Source organism: Bradyrhizobium sp. AUGA SZCCT0160, assembly GCF_018130105.1.
GTDB lineage: Bacteria > Pseudomonadota > Alphaproteobacteria > Rhizobiales > Xanthobacteraceae > Bradyrhizobium.
Map to the genome: position 1 here is coordinate 765917 of NZ_JAFCMD010000001.1, position 20195 is coordinate 786111.

Annotated in this window: 18 protein-coding genes and 1 pseudogene; 14 read left to right on the top strand and 5 right to left on the bottom strand. The window is 63.9% G+C overall.

Annotation, left to right across the window (positions count from 1 at the left end):
- Positions 1 to 22 precede the first annotated feature (22 nt).
- From JQ558_RS03450 to JQ558_RS03460, 3 genes and pseudogenes are all read left to right on the top strand, one after another.
- Positions 23 to 760: a helix-turn-helix domain-containing protein gene (locus JQ558_RS03450; protein WP_249128566.1), complete on the top strand. Its 738-nt coding sequence runs from the start codon at positions 23 to 25 to the stop codon at positions 758 to 760.
- A 185-nt stretch (positions 761 to 945) separates the two neighbouring features.
- A pseudogene (locus JQ558_RS03455) lies at positions 946 to 1982 on the top strand (aldo/keto reductase).
- Positions 1982 to 2836 carry an amidohydrolase gene (locus JQ558_RS03460; protein WP_249119005.1) on the top strand — a complete coding sequence of 285 codons (855 nt, stop codon included), beginning with the start codon at positions 1982 to 1984 and terminating at the stop codon, positions 2834 to 2836. Before JQ558_RS03455 ends, JQ558_RS03460 begins: the two are co-directional and overlap by 1 nt.
- 18 nt (positions 2837 to 2854) lie before the next feature.
- On the opposite strand, the gene JQ558_RS03465 is transcribed toward JQ558_RS03460, so the two are convergent.
- The 4 genes from JQ558_RS03465 to JQ558_RS03480 all read right to left on the bottom strand — a co-directional run bounded on the left by JQ558_RS03465 (position 2855) and on the right by JQ558_RS03480 (position 8372).
- On the bottom strand, positions 2855 to 4456 hold the full coding sequence (locus JQ558_RS03465) for an FGGY-family carbohydrate kinase (protein ID WP_212292844.1): 1602 nt from the start codon (positions 4454 to 4456) through the stop codon (positions 2855 to 2857).
- Complete coding sequence (locus JQ558_RS03470) at positions 4453 to 5430, bottom strand: sugar-binding transcriptional regulator (protein ID WP_312014951.1); 978 nt, start codon at positions 5428 to 5430, stop codon at positions 4453 to 4455. Before JQ558_RS03470 ends, JQ558_RS03465 begins: the two co-directional genes overlap by 4 nt.
- An 80-nt stretch (positions 5431 to 5510) precedes the next feature.
- Positions 5511 to 6533 carry a zinc-binding dehydrogenase gene (locus JQ558_RS03475; RefSeq protein ID WP_212292845.1) on the bottom strand — a complete coding sequence of 341 codons (1023 nt, stop codon included), beginning with the start codon at positions 6531 to 6533 and terminating at the stop codon, positions 5511 to 5513.
- Positions 6534 to 6815: 282 nt separating this feature from the next.
- The gene (locus tag JQ558_RS03480; protein WP_212292846.1) at positions 6816 to 8372 is read right to left on the bottom strand and encodes an aldehyde dehydrogenase family protein; all 1557 of its coding nucleotides are present in this window, start codon (positions 8370 to 8372) and stop codon (positions 6816 to 6818) included.
- 263 nt (positions 8373 to 8635) lie between these two features.
- On the opposite strand from JQ558_RS03480, the gene JQ558_RS03485 reads away from it, so the two are divergent.
- The 8 genes from JQ558_RS03485 (at position 8636) to JQ558_RS03520 (ending at position 16271) form a co-directional block, all read left to right on the top strand.
- Positions 8636 to 9964: an extracellular solute-binding protein gene (locus JQ558_RS03485; protein ID WP_212208420.1), complete on the top strand. Its 1329-nt coding sequence runs from the start codon at positions 8636 to 8638 to the stop codon at positions 9962 to 9964.
- 119 nt (positions 9965 to 10083) lie between these two features.
- Entirely contained in the window at positions 10084 to 11034 is a 951-nt protein-coding gene (locus tag JQ558_RS03490; protein WP_312014912.1) for an ABC transporter permease subunit, read from the top strand.
- A 4-nt stretch (positions 11035 to 11038) separates the two neighbouring features.
- The gene (locus tag JQ558_RS03495; RefSeq protein ID WP_212276330.1) at positions 11039 to 11959 is read left to right on the top strand and encodes an ABC transporter permease subunit; all 921 of its coding nucleotides are present in this window, start codon (positions 11039 to 11041) and stop codon (positions 11957 to 11959) included.
- A gap of 10 nt (positions 11960 to 11969) precedes the next feature.
- Complete coding sequence (locus JQ558_RS03500; RefSeq protein WP_212276329.1) at positions 11970 to 12731, top strand: glycerophosphodiester phosphodiesterase family protein; 762 nt, start codon at positions 11970 to 11972, stop codon at positions 12729 to 12731.
- On the top strand, positions 12728 to 14269 hold the full coding sequence (locus JQ558_RS03505; protein ID WP_212292847.1) for an alkaline phosphatase: 1542 nt from the start codon (positions 12728 to 12730) through the stop codon (positions 14267 to 14269). The genes JQ558_RS03500 and JQ558_RS03505 overlap by 4 nt, the downstream gene beginning before the upstream one ends.
- A complete protein-coding gene (locus JQ558_RS03510) occupies positions 14269 to 15075 on the top strand; it encodes an inositol monophosphatase (protein ID WP_212292848.1) in 807 nt (268 codons plus the stop codon). Before JQ558_RS03505 ends, JQ558_RS03510 begins: the two co-directional genes overlap by 1 nt.
- Positions 15072 to 16025 carry a sugar-binding transcriptional regulator gene (locus JQ558_RS03515; protein ID WP_210337138.1) on the top strand — a complete coding sequence of 318 codons (954 nt, stop codon included), beginning with the start codon at positions 15072 to 15074 and terminating at the stop codon, positions 16023 to 16025. The genes JQ558_RS03510 and JQ558_RS03515 overlap by 4 nt, the downstream gene beginning before the upstream one ends.
- A gap of 39 nt (positions 16026 to 16064) precedes the next feature.
- Positions 16065 to 16271 carry a hypothetical protein gene (locus tag JQ558_RS03520; RefSeq protein WP_212292849.1) on the top strand — a complete coding sequence of 69 codons (207 nt, stop codon included), beginning with the start codon at positions 16065 to 16067 and terminating at the stop codon, positions 16269 to 16271.
- 737 nt (positions 16272 to 17008) lie between these two features.
- Here JQ558_RS03520 and JQ558_RS03525 read toward each other — a convergent pair.
- Entirely contained in the window at positions 17009 to 18019 is a 1011-nt protein-coding gene (locus tag JQ558_RS03525) for an NADP-dependent oxidoreductase (protein WP_212292850.1), read from the bottom strand.
- A gap of 181 nt (positions 18020 to 18200) precedes the next feature.
- Here JQ558_RS03525 and JQ558_RS03530 point away from each other — a divergent pair, with 181 nt between their 5' ends.
- The 3 genes from JQ558_RS03530 (at position 18201) to JQ558_RS03540 (ending at position 20138) form a co-directional block, all read left to right on the top strand.
- Positions 18201 to 19172 carry a tripartite tricarboxylate transporter substrate binding protein gene (locus JQ558_RS03530; protein WP_212292851.1) on the top strand — a complete coding sequence of 324 codons (972 nt, stop codon included), beginning with the start codon at positions 18201 to 18203 and terminating at the stop codon, positions 19170 to 19172.
- A 104-nt stretch (positions 19173 to 19276) separates the two neighbouring features.
- Entirely contained in the window at positions 19277 to 19582 is a 306-nt protein-coding gene (locus JQ558_RS38290; RefSeq protein WP_212292852.1) for an SDR family NAD(P)-dependent oxidoreductase, read from the top strand.
- Positions 19470 to 20138 carry an SDR family NAD(P)-dependent oxidoreductase gene (locus JQ558_RS03540; RefSeq protein ID WP_212292853.1) on the top strand — a complete coding sequence of 223 codons (669 nt, stop codon included), beginning with the start codon at positions 19470 to 19472 and terminating at the stop codon, positions 20136 to 20138. Before JQ558_RS38290 ends, JQ558_RS03540 begins: the two co-directional genes overlap by 113 nt.
- The last annotated feature ends 57 nt before the right edge of the window (positions 20139 to 20195 follow it).

A 20195-nucleotide genomic window follows, 5' to 3' on the forward strand; every position in this document is an offset into this window, starting at 1 on the left:
GCAGAAGCGGCCGGTCGTCTCTATGGCAGCGACGTATCCGTCCGAGAGCACCAGCACGCGTCACGCGCACCGGCGAGGGCAGTTCATCCTCCAGACCATCGGCGTCACCTCGATGATGACGGAACGCGGCAATTTCGTCATCCCGCCGGGGCATGGCCTGTGGATTCCCGCAGGAATCGTGCATCAATCGCGCGCCTGGGGCGATATCGAGGCCCAGACCATCTATGTCGAGCCGGATCAGGTGCCGAGCTACCCGGCGACGTGCCGCCTGATCCGCGTCTCGCCGCTGCTCGAGGCGCTGATGGATGAAGCTGTCCGCATGCCGGTGGATTACGACGAGGACGGGCGCGACGGGCAGCTGGTTGATCTCCTGCTAGGCGAGATCGGCCGGATGCCGGAAGTGTTGCTGCACGTGCCGATCCCGCTGGATCCGCGTCTCGCCCGGATCTGCGAAGCTGTGCTCGCCGATACCAGTTCCGACCTCACCCTCGACGATTGGGCCGACCGCAGCGGCCTCAGCCGGCGTACGCTGACGCGGATGTTCCGTCGTGAGACCGGCCAGAGCTTTGCGGCCTGGCGCCAGCGCGTCCGGTTGCTGGAAGCGCTCGCGCGCCTTGGCGCCGGCGAATCCGTAACCAACGTCGCACTCGATGTCGGCTACGACAGCCCGAGCGCCTTCACGGCGATGTTCAGGCGCGAACTTGGTGCTGCGCCGCGCAGCTACTTGCGGTGGGCCGACCAGGAGATCGTGTTGAGATAGCTGGGCAGGATCCGGCCGCGTTGCGCAGTTTGAATGTTTCCAGACGCCAGCCAAGGTGGTCCCATTGAACGGGCGGCCGCGGCTGGCAATATCGCCAGGTTCACAGCCAGCGGACATGTCCAATGGCAAGCAAGGTAAAGGCGCATCCCCGCGACTGGGCGATGGGCCGAAAAGAGCCGGTCAATATGAAACCAGTATTTGCGGTGCCGCGTCGTGCTCTTGGTGGGATGCGGCTTCAGGTTTCGGTTGTGGGATTCGGAACCGCGCCGCTTGGTGATCTCTATGTGCAACTGGATGACGGCACGGCCATTGATACGGTGAAACGTGCATTCGAACTGGGCATTAATCTCCTCGACACTTCTCCGCTCTATGGCAACGGCCTTGCCGAACATCGTTGCGGCGCCGCCATCAGGCGCGTGCCGCGCCAGGACATCGTCGTTTGCACCAAAGTCGGTCGCTGGACGGATCCGTTTCGCGGTCGAGGCGACCGTGCCGGTTTTGCAGGAGGGTTGCCGCACCGGGCGGTGGTTGATTATTCCTATGACGGCACGATGCGTTCGGTGGAACAGTCGCTATTGCGGCTAGGGGTCGACCGGCTGGACCTGTTGCTGATCCACGACGTCGACATTTGGACTCATGGCCCCGACGCGATCGAGGAGCGGTTTCGCGAAGCGATGGCTGGCGCGTACGTGGCGCTGGACCGGCTTCGCGGAGAGGGCGTTGTTGCGGGCATCGGGATCGGCGTAAACGAGGCCGAGATGTGCGTGCGTTTCGCGCAAGCCGGATCATTCGATACCATGCTGCTCGCGGGGCGCTATTCCCTGCTGGAGCAACCGGCGCTGGCGGAGTTTCTGCCGCTTGCGCAACAACAGGGAATCGGCGTGTTACTCGGCGGCGTATTCAATTCAGGTATTCTGGCAACCGGCGCGGTGAGCGGTGCCAAATACGATTATCGGGATGCGCCACCTGAGATCCTGGCAAGGGTGGCTCGGATCGAAAGCATCTGTGATGCGCATGGCGTTGCCCTGCCAACCGCGGCGTTGCATTTTGCCCTGGGCCATCCGGCGGTGGCGAGCGTTGTGCTGGGGGCCAGAGTCCGCAAGAGGTCGAACGCAACGTAGCCGCGCTGTCCTGCGACGTGCCGGCGGCGCTTTGGGCCGATCTGAAGGCCGAGCGCCTGCTGGCTGCGGAAGCGCCCGTTCCGCTGCCGATAGCCGGCTGATGCGGATCGATGCGCATCATCATCTGTGGACTCTCGCACGTGGCGATTATGGCTGGCTCACTCCCGCGCTCGCGCCGATCCACCGCGACTTTTCCCTTTCGGATCTGGCGCCACACCTCGCTGCCGCGAACATCAGGGGGACGATCCTGGTGCAGGCTGCACCGACCGAGGCGGAGACCATGTTTCTGCTCGACATCGCGGCGAAGGCACAGGTGGTGCGGGGTGTGGTCGGCTGGACGGACTTCGATGTAGCCGACGGCGGGGCGCGCATTGATGCACTCGCCGTGCACAGCCTCCTGGTTGGACTGCGGCCGATGGTGCAGGACATGCCCGATGACGATTGGCTGCTCCGCCCTGGCTTGGCGCGGCTATTGGCAGTGATGGCCCGAAACAACCTGGTGTTCGACGCGCTGGTGCTGCCGCGCCATTTGCCGCGACTGCTGAGCCTGGTCGATGATCATCCCGATCTGCAGTTCGTGCTTGACCATTGCGCCAAGCCCCGGCTTGCGACCGGCGAGACAGCAGATTGGTATCGCGACGTCGCGCTGCTTGCCGAACGCCCCAACATCGTCTGCAAGCTATCGGGATTGGTGACAGAGGCCTTACCGGATTGGCAAGTTGCGGATCTGCGGAAAGCGGTGGATCATGTCGTTGCGTGTTTCGGACCACATCGCCTGCTTTGGGGAAGCGACTGGCCGGTGGTCAATCTGGCGGGCGGCTATGAAAAATGGATTGCCGCCGCCGAAACCCTGCTCGCCGGTCTGTCACCGGATGAAAAGGCGGCTATCTTCGGCGGTAATGCGGCTCGCATCTACCTCGCAAGCCGGGGACGGAATGTTGAAGTCAATTGCTGACGAGAAAAGACTTCGCGTTCAGAATGCGCCAGCGGACGAGGAGGGGCGGCTGGCCGGTCGCCGACCTTCCGCCTCGATTTCGTTGCGGACGGCGAACAGCTTGAGATAGGTCGAATAGGCGGCATCGTTCGCCGCCGCCCATATCGGGTCGGCCCGGTGGACCGTCTGCTCCGGCGCCATCGCGTCGAGCGCCGCAAACAGATCCGGGTAAAGCCCGGCCGCGACGGCGGCGACCATCGCGGTGCCGAGTAGCACCGGTTCGGGCGAGTGGGAGATGACGAGGTCGGCGCCAAGCGCATCACGATAAAGGCGCACCATCAGCGGATTCCTAGTGTGCCCGCCGGAGAGACAGGCGCGGTCGATCGCATAACCACGCGTGTTGAGATGCTCAAGGATATGACGGCTTTGCAGCGCGAGCGCGCGGGCCGTCGCGTAGTAATGTTCGAGGAAGGAGCGTGGGCTCGTCTCAAGGCCAAGGCCGCTGACGAGCGCGCGCACCGCACCGTCGCCATGGGGCGCGCGGTTGCCGAGCCAGTCGGGGACGATATGCCGCCGCGCGCCGAAGGCGGGGCCTTCGAGATCGAGCAGCGCGAGAATATCGCACGCGGTTTCCGCGTGCTGGGCCGCCGACGCCTTGCCGGGGCTGGCGGGATGCTGATCCAGCACGGCGTCGAGCGCCGCGCCCGAAATGCTCATCCCGGCCTCGTGCATCCAGTAGCCGGGAAATACCGCGTCCTTGAAAGGACCCCAGACTCCGGAGATGTACCGCTTATCCTCGGCCCAGCACATGTAGCAGCTCGAGGTGCCGCCGATCAGCGCCAGCGTGCGGTTCATCTTGTCGCGAAATCCGTGGCCCGCGACGCCGAGAGCGCCTGCTTCCGCGTCGATCAATCCGATCGCGACCGGCGCACCCGGCGCGATGCCGAGCGCCTTCGCCGCATCCGCGGAGACCGTTCCGTGCACCTGGCCGACTAGGCCCGGCGGTTCGGCGAGCTTGCCGCGCCGCAGCAGATCGGAGAGACCAAGCGTAGCGAGCAGGTCGCGGCGCCACGGATCAGGGTCGGCGGGCAAATAGGGAAACTTGCAGGCAAGCCCGCAGACGGAGTGCCGATCGATGCCGGTCATCCGGCGAGCGACTTCGTCCGTGAGGTCGCGCACGGCGGTGACGCGCGCCCACGCCTCCGGCGTGTGCCGCTTTACCCAGAGGATCTTGGGCAGATACATCTCCGGCGAGACCGTGCCGCCGACATGATCCAGATAGTGGTCGCCGGATGCGCCAATCTCCTCTGCCTCGCGTTCGCCGCGATGGTCCATCCAGCAGACCACGTCCGCATCACCTTGCAGCGGCGCTCCGCCGTTCGCCTCGAAATAAATGGAGGATGTTGCGTCGACGGCGACGCCCGCGATCGCTGCTGCCGCACCCGGCGTATCGGCAATGGCGGCGCGGATGGCGGCACATACCGCCGCCCAGATTTCGTCCATCCGATAGACAGCGTGGTTTTCCGCGGGCCGCAGCAGTTCGAACGGATGACTGCGCGCGGACACCAGCCGGCCCGACGCGTCGAACAGCCCGGCGCGCGCCGACATCGTACCGACATCGATGGCGAGCAGCAGGCTCATTGCAGCAGCGCCTCTGCCGCAGACTCGTCTGTGACGAGACAGCGTACATAGCGCGCGTTCAGAATGCCGCGGATCACCGGCGCCTTGGGTAACCCGCCCGAGGCCAGGATGGAGATCGGATACGCCTTCAGCTCCTGCGGGCTCAGCGCCATGACTCGGGAATTGAGAGGGTGGTCGACCGGGCGGCCGTATTCGTCCAGATACGTTCCGAGCAGGTCGCCGACCGCGCCCGCCTTGCGCAGTCCGTCCAGCGCTTCATTCACAATATGGGTCGCCGCGAGCAGCGAACGTGGTGTCAAGTCGCCGCAGGATACCAGCGCGATCTGGCCTTCGCGAGCCCGGCGCATCACGTCCGCAAGTCCGTAGTGCGTCAGGAGTGTGGAACGGCTCTCGACCGACGGGCAATAGATCGGTGCCGCGACGTAGTAGCATTCGGCGCCGATCAGGCGCGCAAACTCGGTCGCGACCTCGAACGTGTTGGTGCCGGCGCCGCGCGTCATGCCGCCCATCAGGGAAGTCACCCAGCTGCGGGCGAATCGTCGCTGCTTGAGCGTGCGCGCGGCGGCTCTGAGCGTGCGACCCCAGCCGACGCCGAGGCCGATGCCATCCTTCAGCAGGGGATGAAGCATCGTGCTCGCCGCTTCGCCGATCACCTGTTGCAGCGCATCGGGATCGGGCAGGCTGGGAACAACCGAAACATCGTCGAGCGCGAAGCGCGCCTTCAGCTTCTCTTCCAGCGCAACGCAGTTGGCGAGCGGCAGCTTGATCTCGACGCTGACGAGCCCGTCCTGCCGTGCCTGCCCGAGCAGCTTGTTGACCTTGAGCCGCGTCAACCCGAGCCGATCGGCAATCTCCTGCTGCGTCATCGCGCCGACATAATAATACCAGCACGCTCGAGCCTGGACTTGCGCTTCGGCCAGGTCCTCGGCGTTGATACGCATTGTCGTCGTTTCGCTGTCGGGTGTGTCGCTCACAATTTCACCTCACGCATACACCGGCTTCATCGTGATCCTCCCATTTGCTAGTGGCGGCCAGGTGTCATTCCGGCGTCGGTTCAACTCCCTTTCAGATCGACGAGGACCTTGATGTAGCCGGGCGCATTCTCGGCAAGTGCCGTGAATATGCCGGGCGCTTCCTCCAGCGCGACGCGGTGAGTGACGATCGAGCGTACGTCGATCTTCCCCGCTGCGAGGAACTCAATCGCGCGCGGATAGACGTCGCCCATCCGCCGCGCGAACTTGATATTGAGGCCGCGGCGGCGCGCGTCCGCGGCCGGCAAGGTGTAAATGTCGCCGTCGGGAATGCCGACCAGCACGATCCGCCCGCCGATGCGCGCCGCGGTTACGGCGTCGCGGAAGCCGAACGGCGAATTCGTCGCTTCCAGCACAAGGGGGCAGCCGCCCTTGGACCATTCGGCAATGTCGGCGGCGCTTTCACCGACGCGATCGGCGCCGATCCTTTCGGCCATTGCGCGGCGATGCGGCAGCGGATCGCAGGCGAGGACTTCCCCGGCGCCGGCAGCTTTCAACACCTGGACAATGAGCAGGCCGATCGGGCCACAGCCCAGCACGGCCACGCGTTCGAGCATGCGCGGCTTGGCGAGCCCGACGGCGTGGATGGCGACGCCGAGCGGCTCGAGCATGACGGCGTCCAGCGCGTCGAAGCCATTCGGCAACGCGACGAGCTGCGACCTTGGTGCCCAGATGCGCTCCGTCATCGCGCCGTCGAAGGGAGGAGCTCCAATGAACTCAACGTTAGGGCAGAGGTTGGGATGGCCCTCATGGCACCAGTCGCACCGACCGCATGCCTTGTTCGGATCGACGGCAACGAGCTGGCCGCGCGTAAGTCCGAGTTCCTCGACGTCCTGACAGAGATAGCCGCCGAACTCATGCCCGGGGACAAAGGGTTCGTTGATAAGCGCGCTGCCGATACCGCCGTCCTTGAAATAGTGCAGATCGCTGCCGCAGACGCCGACCGAGGCGACATCCATCAAGACTTCGTCCTCGCGCCCCTCGCGCAGATTGAACTGCGCGACCCGTGCTTTGTTGGCCCCGTCGATGAAGAGAGCTCGGCTCATAAACCCTGCACCCGGCTTGTACCCGTTCCCTCGTGGGACATTCCTATCGTGCTCTAATACATTCGTATTTCATATGATGCAACATATGAGAAATACAAAAAACATCTGTTAATCGCTCGAGGCCGGGCTCTCCGGTCCCGAGGATGATGACACCCCCTGGCGCTTCAGATCGGTGGCGAGGCCGGTAAATCTTCAGGATCTCCGACACCCCGATCGACGAAAGCCGGGAGGCCGGGCGGAAATGCGATGATGTCGGAAGCGGCGCGTTCATGACGATTCCATTCAATCCACGTCGAACTTGACGCCCTGGGCGAGCGGCAGCGTGCGGCCATAGTTGATCGTGTTGGTGGCGCGGCGCATGTAGGCCTTCCAGGCATCCGACCCGGACTCACGTCCGCCGCCGGTTTCCTTCTCGCCGCCGAATGCACCGCCGATCTCGGCGCCCGAGGGGCCGATGTTCACGTTGGCGATTCCGCAATCGGAGCCGCGCGCGCACAAGAAGGCTTCGGCCTCGCGCAGATCGTTGGTGAAGATCGAAGACGACAGCCCCTGCGGAACGGCATTGTGCAATTCGATCACCGCATCGAAGTCGCTGTATTTGATGACATAGAGGATCGGCGCAAAAGTCTCGCGCTCGACCGTTCCGGTCTGTCCACCGATCTCGACCAGCGCCGGCCGGACATAGAAAGCCGCGTCGGCGCCTGCCACGGCGACGCGGTCGCCGCCGACGATGGCAGCACCGGCGGCCTTGGCCTCGCCGAGGGCGCGCTGCATCGATTCATAGGCGAGGCCGTCGATCAGAGGGCCGACCAGATTGCCGGTGAGGGGATTGCCGACGGAAACGGACTGATAGACCTTCTTGAGGCGCGGCACGAAGCTGTCATAGACGCTCTCGTGAACGAACAGGCGGCGCAGCGTGGTGCAGCGCTGACCGGCCGTGCCCATGGCCGCGAAGGCGACGCCGCGCAGCGTCAGGTCGAGATCGGCGGTCGGCGTGACTACCGCCGCATTGTTGCCGCCGAGCTCCAGAATGGCGCGGGCGAAGCGCTGCGCGAGCTTCGGCGCGACGGCGCGTCCCATCGCGGTCGAACCGGTTGCCGAGACCAAGGGAACCCTGGTGTTGTTGACGAGGGCCTCGCCGATCTCGCGCCCTCCGACCAGCACGGCAGCCAACCCGTCGGGCGCTGCGCCGCCATCGGCCTTGAAGCGCTTCAGGGCGCGGGCGAACAGCGCGTCGGTCGCCAAGGCGGTGAGGGGCGTCTTTTCCGACGGCTTCCAGACGATGCTGTTGCCGCAGACCAGCGCCAGCGCTGCATTCCATGACCAGACCGCGACCGGAAAATTGAATGTGGAGATGATGCCGGTGACACCGAGTGGATGCCAGGCCTCTGCCATCCGGTGCTCGTGGCGCTCGGTCGCGATCGTCAAGCCGTAGAGCTGCCGGGAAAGCCCCACGGCATAGTCGCAAATGTCGATCATCTCCTGCACTTCGCCGAGACCTTCGGACTCGATCTTGCCCGCCTCGATGGAAACCAGCCGGCCAAGCGCACGCTTGCTGGCGCGCAACTCTTCGCCGAGCAGCCGCACCAGTTCACCGCGCTTGGGAGCAGGGACCAGACGCCATTGCAGGAAAGCCGCATGGGCTTTTTCGATCGCCGCGGTCGCGCCGGCGGCGTCGACCTCCCTGACATGCGCCACGGTTTCACCGCTGATCGGGGTTCTCGCGACCAGCGTGCCACCGGTATAGCTGACAGGTTCGACACCGAGTTCAATCAGAAGCGCGTCGACCTCGGCCTTGAGCGAGAGGTCTTTGGCATGAGCGGATTTTTTATCTGACATGAGGGGCTCTTTCCGAGGGCTCGCGTTGATTTCAGAGAGGGCGGCTGTCGGCGATTGGCGCCGCGCTCCCGGTCGATTGCGCCATACACCACCATACACTGACCAGCCGGGCCTGAGCACGCGTGCTCCCCGCAACAAAATCCGTGTATCGGGCCCCCTTTCATCAAAGCGACACATATGTCATTGTAGAAATACAAATGATCGAAGCCGGGTTTGAAGCGCCGGCTCGCTGGACCGCTGAGGGAGGATCACCCGTGAAGAAGATGGCATTCATTGCGGCATTGTTCGGGGTTTTGGCGTTGGCCGCGCCCGCTCAGGCGGCGCGTGTCGAGGTGCAATGGTGGCACGCCATGAGCGGCGTACTGGGCGAACGGCTCAACGAGCTGGTCGAGAAGTTCAACGCATCGCAGGATAAATACACCGTCGTGGCGGTCGCCAAGGGCAATTACGACGAAGTGACCAATGGAGTGATCGCGGCCTATCGTGCCAAGCGGCCGCCGGAAATGGTGCAGATCGCCGAACGCGGCTACATGACCATGCTGCTGTCGGGCGCCGTGGTGCCGGTGCAGGAACTTCTGGACCAGAAGGGCTACAAGGTCGACTTCTCCGACTTCGTCAAGCCGGTGGCGAGCTTCTGGAGCTACAAGGGGCGGATGTCGGCGATGCCCTTCAACTCCTCGACGCCGATCTTCTGGTACAACAAGGACCACTTCCAGAAAGCCGGCTTCGACAAGCCGGCCGCAACCTGGCAGGAGTTGGAGAAACAACTCTACGCCATCAAGGCCAAGGGCGTCAGTGAATGTGGCACGGTGCTGCCGGGCGACTTCTTCTGGAGCCTGCTGGAAAACTACAGCGCCATCAACAACCAGCCCTACGGTACGCTCGCCAACGGCTTCGACGGACTTGGCACCGAATTCGTCTACAACAAGACCAAGGTGGTCTCGCAAGTCGCGCGCCTGAAAAAATGGCTCGATGATGGCGTCATGCAGATCGCCGGTCAGGGCTTTAGCCCGGAACAGTTGTTCACCTCCGGACGCTGCTCGACCTTCGTCAACTCGACCGCGTCGCACGGCAATATCGAACGCAACGCCAAGATCAACTGGAGCGCCACCTTCCTGCCGCACGAGAGCGATATCAATCCTCCGCTCAACAGCACCATTGGCGGTGGTGCCATCTGGGTGATGAAGGGGCACACGCCGGAACGCTACGACGCGGTCGCCGCCTTCCTCGATTTCGTTGCCCAGGCGGAGACGCAGGTGTGGTGGCATGGCGTGACCGGATATGTCCCGGCGACCAACAAAGCCTATGCGATGGCGCGCGAGCGCGGCTATTACAAGGACCATCCGACACGCGAGATTGCGGTGCTGCAACTCTCGCGCGGCACGCCCAATGACAATTCGCGCGGCTTCCGCTTTGGCAATTTCGTGCAGACAATGCTGGCGCAGCGCAGCGAGGTGGAAGCGGTGTTCACCGGCCAGAAGCAGCCGCAACAGGCGATGGATGATGCCGTCAAGCGCGGCAATGAGATCCTGCGCCAGTTCGAGAAGCTCAACGCCGGAAAAGGCACCGAGTGGTCCCCCGAGGCGAAATGAAGGCAAGCGCGCCGATCGCACCTTCGTCGATCTGGCCGGAGGCCCCGGCAGACTCGCCTTCCGGCCTGGCCAGATCGCAGCACAAGTCGCCCGGCGAAACTGCCGCCGGGCGTAGGGCTGTGACGGAACGGGCCAGTAAGGCGCGGACGCCCAAGCGTGGCCAGCCTGATCGGGAGCCCGGACTGAAGCGAGCGAATTTCGGCCGCGGCGTCGGCCTGCCGACGCTATTGCTGCTGCCGCAGGTGTTGATCCTGGTGTTCTTCTTCTTCATCCCGTCGCTGCGGGCGCTCACGCAGTCCGTATTGTTGAGCGATCCGTTCGGCACCACCGTCCATTTCGTTTGGTTCGACAACTTCAAGGCGCTGTTTGCCAACGGCGAGTATCGCCAATCGCTCGTGACGACGGTCTGGTTCACGGTGGCGCAGAACGTCATTACGCTGGCGATTGCCGTCGTGCTGGCATTCGCCACCGACCGGGTGGTGCGCGCGCGATCGGTCTACCGGACTCTCATCCTGCTGCCCTATGCGATCGCGCCCGCGATCGCCGGCATCCTGTGGGCGTTCCTTTTCAATCCGGTCGTTGGGCCGCTCGCACACATGTTGCACGCGCTCGGGATCTCCTGGGATCCCAATCGCAACCCGAACGACGCGCTGTGGCTCGTGATCATGGCGGCGTCATGGAAGCACATCTGCTACGACTACATCTTCCTGGTGGTCGGCCTGTTGGCGGTGCCGGTCTCGCTGATGGAAGCCGCCGCCGTCGACGGTGCCGGGCCGATCCGGCGGTTCTTTCTCATCGCGCTGCCGATGCTCGGGCCGACCATCTTCTTTCTCGCCGTGATGAATTTTATCTACGGCTTCTTCGAAACCTTCGCGATCATCGATGCCGTCACCCATGGCGGGCCGGCCGGCGCGACCAACATCCTGGTCTACAAGGTCTTCGTCGATGGTTTCATCAACCTCGACCTCGGCTCCTCGGCGGCGCAGTCGGTGCTGTTGATGACCTTCGCGCTGGTTTGCACGCTGCTGCAATTCCGCTATTTCGACCACAAGGTCAATTACGGGGTCTGACCACATGGTGGAGCGCGCACCCATCCTCGATATGATCTGCCACGCGATCCTGATCGCCGGCGCGATGTTGGTGTGCGTGCCGCTCTACTTCGCGTTCGTCGCGGGCTCGCTGACGATCGCCGAGGTGCAGAAGGTGCCGCTGCCGTGGCTGCCGGGCGACCAGTTTCTTGCCAATCTGCAGACGGCCTGGGTCAAGGCCGACTTCAGCCGCAGCTTTCTCAATTCCATTGTGGTGGCGCTCGGAATCACTGCCGGAAAGATCGTGGTATCGTTGCTCTCCGCCTTCGCCATCACCTATTTCCGCTTCCGTTACCGCATGCTGGCGTTCTGGTTGATCTTCATGTCGCTGATGCTGCCGATCGAGGTGCGGATCGTGCCGACGTTCGAGGCGGTGGCCAACGCCGCGCTGCCCCTGCAGTGGCTCGCCGATATGCTGCATGTTGCCGATCTCTGGAAGTGGATCAGCGGCCACGACGTGACGATCGCGCTGGAATGGAACATGGTCAACACCTATCCGGGGCTGATCCTGCCATTGATCGCATCCGCCACTGCGACCTTCCTGTTCCGACAGTTCTTCCTCACCGTGCCGGATGAGTTGTGTGAGGCGGCAAGGCTCGATGGCGCGTCGCCGCTGCGATTCTTCTGGAGCATCCTGCTGCCGCTGTCGGTCTCGAACATCGTCGCGCTCGCGATCATCCTGTTCTTGTTCGGCTGGAACCAGTATCTGTGGCCGCTGCTGTTCACCACCGACAAGGACATGGCGACCGCCGTGATCGCGCTGAAGAATCTGATCCCGCGCGCCGACAGCGAGCCGGCCTGGAACATCGCCATGAGCGGCGCGCTGCTCGCGATGCTGCCGCCGACGCTGGTGATCTTGCTGTTGCAGCGCTGGTTCCTCAAAGGGCTCGTTGACAGCAGTAAATAGGGGACCCATCATGGTTTTTATCGCCGGACACCGCGGCGCCCGCGACCTTTGGCCGGAGAACAGCCTGCTCGGCTTTCGCAATCTGCGCGGACTAGGCGTTGACGCGGTCGAGTTCGATATTCATCAAAGCGTCGATGGTTCGCTGGTCGTCATCCACGATTCGCTGCTCGATCGCACCGCGCACGACACCGGGCCGGTCGGCGTTCGGACGCTGAAACAATTGACCGCCATCCGTCTGCGCGAGGCCGGCGATGAATGCATCCCAACGCTCGATGCCGTGCTCGACGTGTACAGCGATTTACCGCTCGAGCTTCACATCGAAATCAAGACCGACGCCTTCGGCAATCCCTATCCGGGAATCGAAGGGCGCCTCATCGAGGCGGTCAAGCGGCGCGGGCTGGAGCGGCGCGCGGTGCTCACCTGCTTTGTCCCTGACGTGCTCGCGACGTTGCGGAGGCTGTCGCCGCAGGCGCGGGTGCTGGCCTCGCTGGACCGCAGGTCGGCGGAAATGATGGGCGGCATCTCGCCGGCGTTCGACCGTCTCGCCGCGATACCCGATTGCATCGTTGCGGTCGAGAAGTCGCTGCTGACGCTGACACTGCCGCTGGCACTGAAAGTCTTCGGTCGCGAACGGCTCGGTGCCTGGGTGACGAACGAGCCGCAGGATATCGCCCACTGGCTCGCCCAGCCGGTGCGGCAGATCACCACCGACCGGCCCGATCTCGCCGTGAAGATCAGGCGCGACCTGACGTCGGCATCTGTGCCGTCATGAGCGGCATCACGATCCCGCGCCGGCGATTCCTGGCAGGCTCATTGGCCAGTGCCGCGATGGCCGCGCCATTCGGGATCGTGCGCGGTGCGCCGGTGGCGTTCAACGCGGACCCATATACGCTCGGCGTAGCCTCCGGCTGCCCGCGCGAGGACCGCATCATTCTGTGGACACGGCTTGCGCCCCGACCGCTCGAAGAGGGCGGCATGCCGCCTGCGCCGGTCGACGTCGAGTGGCAGGTCGCGGAGGATGAAGGATTTGCGCGCGTCGCCGCGAAGGGCGTCGTGCAGGCGACGGCGGAGCTCGCGCATTCGGTGCATGCCGAGGCAACAGGCCTGCGGCCGGGCCGCGTCTACTGGTACCGGTTTCGCGCCGGTGCGGCGGTGAGCCCGGTCGGGCGTACCCGCACCGCGCCGGCCGTCGGCAACATCCGCTTTCGCTTCGCCTTTGCCTCCTGCCAGCAATATGAGCAGGGCTATTTCGCCGCGTATCGCGACATGGCGGCGCGCGATCTCGATCTGGTCGTGCATCTCGGCGATTACATCTACGAAAAGTCCTGGGGCTCGCGTCACGTCCGTCAGCACGGCGTCGGGATTCCAACCACGCTTGCCGAGTTCCGCAATCGCTACGCGCTGTACAAATCCGACGCCGACCTGCAGGCGGCGCACGCCGCGTTTGCGTGGCTGTCGATCTGGGACGACCATGAGGTGGCGGATGATTACGCCAATGACCGCTCCTACACGACGCACGATCCGGAGCAGTTCCTGAAGATGCGCACCGCTGCCTATCAGGCCTATTACGAGCATATGCCGTTGCCGCCATCCGCCCGCCCGCTTGGACCGAATGCCACCATCTACGAGCATTATCGTTTCGGCGACATGCTGGACATCATGCTGCTCGACGACCGGCAGTATCGCTCCGCGCCCGCCTGCGTGAAGGGAGGGCGCCCGACCACGGTGCCGGACTGTCCGGAGCGAACCGAGGAGGAACGCTCCATGCTCGGGCGGCCGCAGGAACGGTGGCTCGACGCACGATTGCGCGACAGCCGCGGGCGCTGGATTGTCGTGGCGCAGCAGACTCTGATGGCCGAAAGCAAACGCAAGGCGGACGACGGCAACCGCTTCTGGATGGATGGTTGGGATGGCTACCCCAATGCCCGCCGCCGGCTGCTCGATTCGATCGTGTCGCACAAATTGCGCAACCCGGTCGTCATCGGCGGCGATCGCCACGCTTACTTTGCAGCCGACCTCAAGCGCGATTATTCGCAGCCGCATGAAGCGACCATCGCGACCGAATTCGTCGGCACCTCGATCTCTTCCGAGGGGCCGAGCGGAAGCAGTGTGGCCAGGGCGCTCGCCGACAATCCGGGTCTGACCTATGCGCGGGGCGACAAGCGTGGCTATGCGACCGTCGAGCTCGATGCGCGATCCTGCACGGTCGGTTTCGAGGCGCTCGACGACGTCAAGGATGTGAACAGCAGTGTGCGCCGGCTCGCGACCTTCGTGGTCGAGGATGGTGCGCCCGGCGTGAAGGCGGCCTGATGCCGATATCCGCCAGGACAGATCTGATGGCGCTGATGCGCGGCGCCGAGCCGGTGGTGGCCGAGGCGGCCGCGACGCTGGTCGCGATGCAGCGCGCACCGCTTGCGACCGCACGCAAGGAACTACGTGACATCGTCACCGACGCCGACCTTGCCGCGGAAAGGATCGTGATCGATGGACTGAGGACGCTGACACCAGGCGCGGCGATCCTGTCGGAGGAGCGGGGTTTTAGCGGCAACACAAGCGGACCGCGCTGGATCGTCGATCCGCTGGACGGCACCGTGAACTACGCCTCCGGGCTGCCGTGGTATTCGGTCAGCGCAGCTTACCATGATGAAGGTGAGGCGCTGGTCGGCCTGGTTGAATCGCCGCTGGCCGATGTCTGCGCCCGCTACGCGCAGGGCGCGCTTGCCACCGTGAACGATGAACCCGTGCGGGTGTCGAGCACGCGGTCGCTTTCCGATGCGGTGGTATCGGTGATCCTGACATCGCATTATCAACCCGACGAGGTGCGGACGGCCGCTGCCATCATCGAGCGGCTCGGCTCGGCAGTTCGCGGCGTCCGCATCGTGGTCTCGGGCGCGCTCGAGATGACATGGATCGCGGCCGGCCGACTCGACGCCTTCGTGTCGATCAAGGCCGATCTCGTCTCGCACGCCGCCGCGATGCCGCTGGTGCGCGCAGCGGGCGGATGCGTGACCACGATTGCGGGCGAGGCTTCGCAGTTTGACGATCTGCAAAAGATCGCTTCAAATGGTCACATCCATGACGAGCTTTTGCGGTTGCTCGAGGAGGTTGCGCTTTGAGTGACCAGACCATCCTGCGGGTCGCCTGGCTCTATTACATGGAGAACTTGACCCAGGCCGAGATCGGCGAGCGGCTCGGATTGACGCGGGCACGCGTCAACCGCATGCTTTCGGAGGCGCGGCACAGCGGCATCGTGAGTATCCGGCTGAACTCGGCCTTCGCAAGCTGCACCGAACTCGAACATCAGTTGCGGCAGCAATGCGGGCTCGACGACGCGGTGGTGATCCCGAGTCCGGAAAATCCCGAACTGGTGGCAAGCCTGATCGGAATGGCCGCGGGAGCCTATTTGTCGAAATTCCTGGAAGAGAAGAAGCCACGCACCATCGGCATCGGCTGGGGGGCGACCTTGCGCGAAACCATCCGCCATGTGACGCCTGCGGAGTATCCGGATCTGTGGATCGTCTCGATGATGGGCGGGCTCTCGCGCGGGCTCGAACTCAATACTTTCGAGATCGCAGGCGAGTTGGCGCGCCGGCTGCACGCCAAGTGCAGCTATCTGGCGGCCCCGATCTATGCCAGCAGCCGGCGCTCGCGCGACACCTTCATGGCGCAGGAGGTCTATGCGGAGGTGTTGGACCGCGTCGAACGGATTGATCTTGCGCTGCTCAGCATGGGCGACCTCTCGCCGCGTTCGCTCCTGGTTCGGCACGGGCTGCCGCCCGATGTCGGCATCGAGGATCTGCGCGCCGCCGGCGCGGTCGGTGACGTGCTCGGCCAATATCTCGAGCAGTCCGGCCGGCAGATCAACCACGGCATCAATTCGCGCGCCATCGCCTTGCCGATCGAGAAGCTGGCGCGGGCGCCGACCGTGATGCTGATCGCGGGCGGCACCAACAAGGTGCCGGTCATCGCGGCGGCGCTGCAGGGGCGGATCGGCAAGGTGCTGGTGACGGATGAGAAGGCCGCCGCCGGCGCGCTCAAGCTGATCGGCAAGCGGCGGATGGGCTGAACGGTACAGCAGCTCGCCGTCACCACCATCGGCGGTGTCATGCAGCCGGCGCAGGCCCTGATGATCATCGTCCCCGACGGCGCCGAGATCGAGGTCGAGGCCCATGTCCTCAACCGCGTCCGCGACCGCAAGCAGGCGCTCGGCCCCGGGCTCTCGGTGCAGGCCGAGATCAAGACCGGCCAACGGCGGGTCATCCAATATCTGCTCTCGCCGATCATGCAGGCCTTGGCGGGCAGGGAGCGGTGAGGGGGTGATGGCGTGACTATCCCTCACGTCGTCCCGGCCTTGAGCTCAGATGCGCAATTGCGCATCTGAGCTCAAGCCCGGGACGACGGCGGTGATTGTAGATGCGCAATCATTCAGAACGTAACTTCGCATTCTCGCGACGCATTGTGCCCGAGCTTTGCCAGAACCTTCCCGCCCTCTGCAAATAGAGGGCGCAGGGAATGCCGGATGCGCGCTGCACCCGCGGTCTCGTGTGCGGATTGTGCTAAGTAGGCTGCACACGAGCATACAGGGCAGCGGAGAACATCCGACATTCCCTGCGCAATGGCTTTACAGCGTATAACGCGCTCTCCCCGGAGACGAGTTCTCGATTGACTCCGTCGCCCCTGATCAGCTTTTGGCCTCTCAGGAACTTGACGCCGGCAACGGGCGCCAGGACCACGCGTCTTCGCCGTACGCCTCTGTCGCGTTACGTCTCCGCAACATCGGCGTCCACCGCAACCCGTCCAACGTCCGTGACGACGGCCGACGCCCTCTGAGTGGGACGGGATGGGCAGATGTATGCTCCTGATTTTAGTTACTGGTAAACAGAAATATTTTTGATTTCAGGGCTTGACACGATTTCCGTATATCAGAAGTGATTTGCCCGTCGGGTTGATTTATCGCAGGCGGCGCGCAAGATTGCGCTTGCGCGTAGGGCGAGGCAGCTCGCGAAATGCCTTCTTCGGAGTTACGCCTATGAAGCCTGTTACCCGCCGTCAGCAAATCCTGATCAGCCGCTTGCCGGTATTCTCGCCGCGATAAAGACCGGCGATCGCTCCCGGCGCGTGTTCGATGCCGTTCAGGATGTCTTCGGAATAGCGCAATCGTCCATCGCGGATCCACTGGGCCAGACGGGTGACGGCCTCTTCGAACCGGGACGCGTAGTCGAAGATGACGAATCCCTGCATGCGGGCACGTTTGACCAGCAAATGACGCTCGGCGCGCGGACCGTTGGGCCAGGGATTCCAGCTTGACACCGACGCGGTACCGCAGATCACCACACGGGCGCCGACGGCGAGATGGCGTAGGACAATGTCGCTGATAGCGCCGCCGGTGTTGTCGAAATAGAGGTCGACACCCCCTGGGCAGGCCGCGGCAAGCGCGGTCTCCAGATTGTCGCTCTTGTAATCGATCGCCGCGTCGTAGCCGAACAGCTCGCGGCATTGGGCGACCTTCGCCGGCCCGCCGGCAATCCCGACCGTCCGGCAGCCCGAGAGTTTCGCGATCTGCCCGACCGCCGACCCCACCGCGCCGGCCGCGGTCGACACTACGACGGTGTCGCCGGGGCGCGGCTGGCCAACGTCCAGCAGCCCGAAATAGGCAGTGATGCCGTTGAGACCGGTGACGCCGAGCGAGAGCGAAAGCGGCAGTCCGTCTTCCCCGATCTTTCGCGTGATCGCGGCAGGTCCGACGACGGCGAATTCCTGCCATCCGAACATGCCCATCACCCTGTCGCCCGGTTTGAAGTCGGGATGTGTCGATTGCAGCACCTCGCCGGCGGCGAATGAGCGCATCACTTCGCCGATGCGCACCGGCTCCGAATAATTGGCGACATTGCTGACCCAGCCGCGCATGGCAGGTTCGACCGAAAGATAAAGGTTCTGCACCAGGATTTGACCGTCCCGCAGATCGGGAACATCGGACTCGATGATTTCGAAATTATCGGCCTGAGGAATATCGGTCGGCCGGGATTTCAGGATGACCTGACGATTGCGATTGTTCTTCATGGCCAACGGTTCCTGTTGGAGGGTATGCGGTGCGCGAACGCGACGAGCGGATTGGTCCCACCGATCCTCTTGCATTAGTCCGCAAAGATAGTACGTATGTGTACTATATCGGACAAGGCCTTTATGTCGAGGTCGATCCGGAAGGCGATGCCGCCCGTACGCCAACAGGGGAGAGATCAGCTTGAGGGCCAATTTAACGCGGGCTGTCGCTGCCGTCGTACTTCTCCTGGCCGCTTGCTTCCCGGCGGCTGCTGCGGAACCCTATCCCTCGCAGCGTATCACCCTGATCGTTCCGTTCCCGCCCGGCAGCGCGACCGACAGCGTAACGCGCCATTTGGCGGAAAGCATTCGTGCAACGACCAACGCCACCGTTGTGGTCGAGAACAAGCCGGGCGCCGACGGCAATCTTGCCGCGCTCGCGGTCCTGAAAGCGGAGCCCGACGGCTATACGGCATTCGTCACGACGAATTCGACGCAGGCGGCGAACATCAGCCTGTTCCATTCATTGCCTTACGATCCCAAAACGGACTTCGCGCCGGTCGCCGGTATCATGACGATACCGATGATGCTGACGGTAAAGGCTGATTTTCCGGCCAGGACCGTTGCCGAGTTCGTCGCTCTGGCGAAGCAACGCGAGAAGCCCTTGTCCTTTGGCAGCGGCAATACATCGAGCAGGGGCGCGGCCGAACTATTCAGATATCGTCAGGCCATCGAAATGCAGCACGTGCCGTATCGCGGCATGCCGCAGGCTTTGACCGACGTGATGGGCGGGCAGATCGATTGTGTCTTCGCTGATCCCGCGAGCGCGCAAGGGCTGGTACAGGACGGCAAGCTGCGGGCGCTGGCCGTGACCAGCGCGAAGCGTCTGGAGACGATGCCGGAGCTACCCACCATCGCGGAAAGCGGATTGCCGGGTTACGAATTGACGGCCTGGGTCGGCGTCTTCGTCCGGGCAAAGACGCCCACCGAAATCATCGCAAGGCTCAACGCTCTGGTCACCGGCTTCGTCAACAGCGCTGAGGCGAAAAAGTACCTGACCACGATCGGTGCTGCGCCATTTCCCTCGACGCCGCAGGAGCTCGCGGCCTTTCAGGAAGTGGATACAAGGCGCTGGGCCGAGATCGTCGCGACCGCGAAGATCGAGAAGAAATGAGCGACGCTCTGGTGTTCGTCGAAATGCGCGAATGGCGCTGCGGCGATGGCGAGTTCCCCTGAGTGTATGTGTCAGTGAAACGAAACGATCCAGGAATGTTGAAAATGGGAAATCTGTGTGCGGGACGTGTTGCGATCGTGACGGGTGCGGGCCGCGGCCTCGGGCGCGAATACGCGCTGATGCTGGCCGAGCAGGGCGCGAAGGTCGTCGTCAACGATCTCGGCGCCACCGCGGCCGGCGAGGGCGCCGACCTGACGCCGGCGCAGTCGGTTGTCGAAGCGATCAGGAACGCCGGTGGTGAAGCGATCGCTGATCGACGAGGCGGTCGGGACTTTTGGGCGCCTCGACGTCCTGATCAACAATGCCGGTATTCTGCGGGACCGCATGATGGTCAACATGACGGAGCATGAATGGGACAGCGTCATCAAGGTGCACTTGAAGGGGACATTCGCGCCCTCGCACCATGCGGCGCAATATTGGCGGCAGGAGGCCAAGCGGCGCGGTTCCCCGGTGAGCGCGCGCCTGATCAATACGTCTTCTGCGTCGGGCCTGTTCGGCAATGTCGGTCAGAGCAATTACGGCGCGGCAAAGGCGGGCATCGCCGCCTTCACCATCATCAGCGCGACCGAACTCCGGCAATACGGAATAACCGTCAACGCCATTGCGCCGCGCGCGCAGACCCGGATGACGGAGGGATTGAGGGAGCGCACCGAGGAAGAGATCAAGCGGCGCAATCCGCGCTGGGTCGCGCCGATCGTCGTCTGGCTGGCCAGCGAGGAATCCGGCGATGTGACAGGCCGCGTGTTCGAAGCGGGCGATGGCATTCTCAAAATTGCGGAAGGCTGGCACGCGGGGCCGGGGATAGAGCCGGTCGAGGATCCCAACGAGCTGGGCGCAAAAATTGCCGAGTTGATCAAGCAGGCTCGCCCCAATGCCGATATTTGGGGGCGAGACATCGTGTCATAGAGCGCCACCGCATCGCCAACGATCGACGCGGTCCGCCCGGCAAGCAGGGAAGATGAG